At 72.1% G+C, this 4,779-nt stretch carries 3 protein-coding genes; 2 read left to right on the top strand and 1 reads right to left on the bottom strand.

Translation table 11 applies throughout. The features are described 5' to 3' along the window. Positions 1-51: 51 nt before the first annotated feature. Positions 52-1,512 (bottom strand): NCS2 family permease, encoded by a 1,461-nt coding sequence (locus tag ACFU6K_RS31450; protein ID WP_380668791.1) that lies wholly within the window; start codon positions 1,510-1,512, stop codon positions 52-54. Between the two features lie 176 nt (positions 1,513-1,688). On the opposite strand from ACFU6K_RS31450, the gene ACFU6K_RS31455 reads away from it, so the two are divergent. Then, a complete protein-coding gene (locus ACFU6K_RS31455) occupies positions 1,689-2,012 on the top strand; it encodes a DUF2530 domain-containing protein (protein ID WP_380668793.1) in 324 nt (107 codons plus the stop codon). 52 nt (positions 2,013-2,064) lie between these two features. After that, on the top strand, positions 2,065-4,524 hold the full coding sequence (locus tag ACFU6K_RS31460; RefSeq protein WP_380668795.1) for an HAD-IC family P-type ATPase: 2,460 nt from the start codon (positions 2,065-2,067) through the stop codon (positions 4,522-4,524). Positions 4,525-4,779 lie beyond the last annotated feature (255 nt).

The raw sequence follows: 4,779 nt of genomic DNA on the forward strand, positions 1-4,779 counted from the left end.
CCCGCCCTCCCGAGCGGGAGGGCGGGGCCGTCGGAGAGCCGGCGGGGGCCGTCAGAGCAGGCCGAAGGCCGGCATCAGGTAGTAGAAGGCGAACACCGTCGCCACCGCGTACATGGGGACGGGGACCTCGCGGCCGCGGCCGGCGGCCAGGCGCAGCACGCAGAAGGCGATGAAGCCCATGCCGATGCCGTTGGTGATGCTGTAGGTGAACGGCATCATCACGATGGTCAGGAAGGCCGGGATCGCGATCGTGTAGTCGGCCCAGTCGATCTCCTTGATCGAGTTGGCCAGGATCAGGAAGCCGACGGTAATCAGGGCCGGGGTGGCGGCCTGGGCCGGGACCATGGTGGCGAGCGGGGTGAGGAAGAGCGCCACCACGAAGAGCAGGCCGGTGACGATCGAGGCGAAGCCGGTCCGGGCGCCCTCGCCGACGCCGGCGGTGGACTCGACGAAGCAGGTGTTGGCGGAGGCCGAGGTGGCGCCGCCGGCCGCGGTGGCGATGCCGTCGACCATCAGGACCTTGTTGATGCCGGGCAGGTCGCCCTTCTCGTCCAGCAGGTGCGCCTCGTCGGCCACGCCGAGGATGGTGCCCATCGCGTCGAAGAAGCAGGACATCAGCACGGTGAAGACGAACAGCAGGCCGGTCAGCACGCCGACCTTCTCGAAGCCGCCGAACAGGCTGACCTTGCCGACCAGGCCGAAGTCCGGCGCGGAGACCGGGTTGCCCGGCCAGGTCGGGACGGTGAGGCCCCACTTGAGCGCCGGGACGTCGGCCACCTTGTCGATGATCGCGGCGAGCGCGGTGGAGACCGCGATGCTGATCAGGATGGCGCCGGGCACCTTGCGGATCAGCAGGACCAGGGTGAGCACGAGGCCGATCACGAAGATCAGCACCGGGAAGCCGAGCAGGTGCCCGTTGCCGCCGAGCTGGAGCGGGACGGTGGTGTGGGCGGCGTCCGGGATGCGGCTGACGAAGCCGGAGTCGACCAGGCCGACCAGGCTGATGAACAGGCCGATACCGATCGCGATGGCCTTGCGCAGGCCGAGCGGGACGGCGTTCATGACCCGCTCGCGCAGCCCGGTGGCGACCAGCAGCATGATCGCGAAACCGGCCAGCACGACCATGCCCATGGCGTCCGGCCAGGTCATCTTGGGTGCGAGCTGGAGCGCCACGATCGTGTTGACGCCGAGTCCGGCGGCCAGGCCGATCGGGACGTTGCCGATGACGCCCATCAGCAGGGTGGTGAGACCCGCGGTGAGGGCGGTGGCGGTGACCAGCTGGGCGCTGTTCAGGTGAGCCCCGGTGACGTCCGTGCCGCTGGCCAGGATGATCGGGTTCAGCACCAGGATGTACGCCATGGTGAAGAAGGTGGCGACACCGCCGCGGATCTCGCGCGGCAGGGTGGAGCCCCGCTCGCTGATCCGGAAGAAGCGGTCGACGGCGCTCGTGGGGGGCTGCGGCGCGGCGTCGGCGGGTTCGGGCGACTCGGTGGTCGGCTGGACCACAGGCATGCGTGCGTCCTCTGTGGGGGAGCTGAGGAGGGGGAGGGAACGCCCGGGGCGACGGTGGCCGGGCGCAGGTCCTCAAGTATCGTTTCCCGATCGCACACGCGCTATCTTCGCGCGTAGAGCCCGTGGGGGGTCACGACACCCGCGGAGCCGCCCCACCGCACCGTACGCTAGGCCCCATGCCCAAGACGCCACTGCACCCCTCGCCCCCTCCGCTGGAGGCCAACGACGTCGCCATCGTCGGCGGCGGCACGGTGCTGTGGTTCGTCGCCTTCCTCGCCCTGCTCCCCTTCCAGGGCAGCCTCTCGGCGCACGGCCACGGCACCTGGCCCTGGATCTGCCTCTCCGGCGGCCTGCTCGGCCTGATCGGCCTCTGGTACTGCCGCGCCCGGCGGGACGCGATCGCCCGTAGCCGAGCCGCCGAAGCCGCCCAGGCGGCCGGGCACACGGCCGAACGGACGACCGGGGACGACGGCCAGGACCCGGCCACCCGGTCGGACTGAATAGTCCTTTAGTAGCACGCACCGGACATACGACGCCCGTAGAGTCGGTGCCATGACGCAGCCTGCCCAGCCGGCGGAAGAACAGCCGGCCGACGGAGACCGCCCGGACGGAGCCCACCCCCTCGGCCTGCTGCCCGGCCGGCGCGGCGGCCTGACCGCCGCCGAGGTCGCCGAACGGGTCGCCCGGGGCCAGGTCAACGACGTCCCCGTACGGTCCAGCCGGTCCACCCGGGAGATCGTCCGCGCCAACGTCTTCACCCGCTTCAACGCGATCATCGGCGTGATGTTCGGGATCATCCTGATCGTCGGTCCGATCCAGGACGGCCTGTTCGGCCTGGTCATCGTGGCCAACACGGCGATCGGCATCATCCAGGAGCTGCGCGCCAAGAAGACCCTGGACAGCCTGGCCCTGATCGGCGAGGCCCGCCCGCAGGTCCGCCGGGACGGCACCGCCCGGCAGGTCGGCGTCTCCGAGATCGTGCTCGACGACACCGTGCTGCTCGGCATCGGCGACAAGGTGATCGTGGACGGCGAGGTCACCGAGGCGGACGGCCTGGAGATCGACGAGTCGCTGCTCACCGGCGAACCCGACCCGGTCCTCAAGCAGCCCGGCGACCAGGTGATGTCCGGCAGCTTCGTGGTGGCCGGCGCCGGCGCGTTCACCGCCACCAAGGTCGGCCGCGAGGCCTACGCGGCCCAGCTCGCCGAGGAGGCCAGCAAGTTCACCCTGGTGAAGTCGGAGCTGCGCACCGGCATCGACAGCATCCTGCGGATCATCACCTACCTGCTGGTCCCCACCGCCCTCGGCCTGATCATCAGCCAGCTGGCCGTCGAGGGCCGGGACTGGCGCGAGGCCGTCCGGCGCATGGTGGCCGGCATCGTGCCGATGGTCCCCGAGGGCCTGGTGCTGCTGACCTCGGTCGCCTTCGCGATCGGCGTGGTCCGGCTCGGCCGCAAGCAGTGCCTGGTCCAGGAGCTCCCGGCGATCGAGGGCCTGGCCCGGGTGGACACCGTCTGCCTGGACAAGACCGGCACCCTCACCGAGGGCGGCATGGACGTGGTCGACCTGCGGGTGCTCTCCGACGGGGAGCCCGCCGTCGTCGACAAGGACACCGTCCGGCACGCGCTGGCCGTGATGGCCGGCGCCGACGCCCGCCCCAACCCGTCGATGCAGGCGGTCATCGACGCGTACGGGCGCGGCGACGACGGCGCCGCCTCCGGCCGGAACGGCTGGCGGGTGATCGAGGCGATGCCCTTCTCCTCCGCCCGCAAGTGGAGCGGCGTGCAGCTGCTGGAGCCGCAGGGCGGCGAGGCCAGCTGGCTGCTCGGCGCGCCCGACGTGCTGCTGCCCGCAGGGCACCCGGCCCTGGCCGAGGTGGACGAACTGGGCGCCCAGGGCCTGCGGGTGCTGCTGCTGGGCCGCACCCCCGTCCCGCTGGACTCCCCCGACCCGGCGGCCGGCCTCACCCCGCTCGCCCTGGTGGTGCTCCAGCAGCGGCTGCGCTCGGACGCCGCCGAGACCCTGCGCTACTTCGAGACCCAGCGGGTCCGGGCCAAGGTCATCTCCGGCGACTCGGCGGTCTCGGTCGGCGCGGTGGCCGGCCACCTGGGCCTGCCCGGCGCCGACCACCCGCTGGACGCCCGCTCCCTGCCCACCGACCCGGAGCAGCTCGCCGAGACCGCCGACCGGACCAGCGTCTTCGGCCGGGTCACCCCCCAGCAGAAGCGCCAGCTGGTCGGGGCGCTGCAGTCCCGCGGCCACACCGTGGCGATGACCGGCGACGGCGTCAACGACGTGCTCGCGCTCAAGGACGCCGACATCGGCGTGGCGATGGGCACCGGCTCCGACGCCACCAAGGCGGTCGCCCAGATCGTGCTGCTGAACGACTCCTTCGCCTCGCTGCCGTCGGTGGTGGCCGAGGGCCGCCGGGTGATCGGCAACATCGAGCGGGTCGCCTCACTCTTCCTGGTGAAGACCGTCTACTCGGTCCTGCTGGCGCTCCTGGTGATCTTCACCCACTCGCCGTACCCGTTCCTGCCCCGGCACTCCACCGTGCTGTCCTCGCTGACCATCGGCATCCCGGCCTTCTTCCTCGCGCTCGCCCCCAACAACGAGCGGGCCCGCACCGGCTTCGTGAAGCGCGTACTGCGGCTGGCGGTCCCCGGCGGCGCCATCGCGGGCACCGGCACCTTCGTCGCCTACACGCTCGCCCGCACCGACCACGCGACCGACCTCAAGGCCGACACCAGCGTGGCCACCCTGACGCTCTTCCTGATCGCCATCTGGGTCCTCGCCATCGTCGCCCGCCCGTACAACTGGTGGCGCCTGCTGCTGATCGGCACCATGGGCGGCGCCTTCGCCCTGGTCCTGCTGGTGCCCCCGCTGAAGTCGTTCTTCGACCTCTCCCTGGTCGGCTACCGCGACCCGCTGACGGGCGTCGCCGTCGCGGTGGTCTGCGGCATCGCCCTGGAGATCGCCTGGCGCGTCATGAAGCGCCGCGGCATGGAGTGACGGCCCCGCCGGCCGGCCGCGCCGCCGCGTGACAAGCCCCCCGCGCACACCCGATGATGACCCCCGGAAGGGGGTGCCGAATGGCACGCAGGGGTGAGGACCTGGAGGCGTTCATCGCCTTCCTGGGCGGCTTGGCGGCGGCCGGGCTGGCCGCCCTGGCGATGGCGGGCGTCGGTCTGACCGTCCGGCCCACACCATCGCTGCGGACCGCCGCGCTGGTGACGCTCGGCGCGGTCTGGCTGACCGCCACCACCG

Origin of the sequence: Kitasatospora sp. NPDC057512 (assembly GCF_042802135.1) — a bacterium.
GTDB lineage: Bacteria > Actinomycetota > Actinomycetes > Streptomycetales > Streptomycetaceae > Kitasatospora.

Excerpts from the sequence above, each read along its gene's own strand:
- ACFU6K_RS31450 (WP_380668791.1), bottom strand. The coding sequence starts at position 1,512 with ATGCCTGTGGTCCAGCCGACCACCGAGTCGCCCGAACCCGCCGACGCC.
- ACFU6K_RS31455 (WP_380668793.1), top strand. The coding sequence starts at position 1,689 with ATGCCCAAGACGCCACTGCACCCCTCGCCCCCTCCGCTGGAGGCCAAC.
- ACFU6K_RS31460 (WP_380668795.1), top strand. The coding sequence starts at position 2,065 with ATGACGCAGCCTGCCCAGCCGGCGGAAGAACAGCCGGCCGACGGAGAC.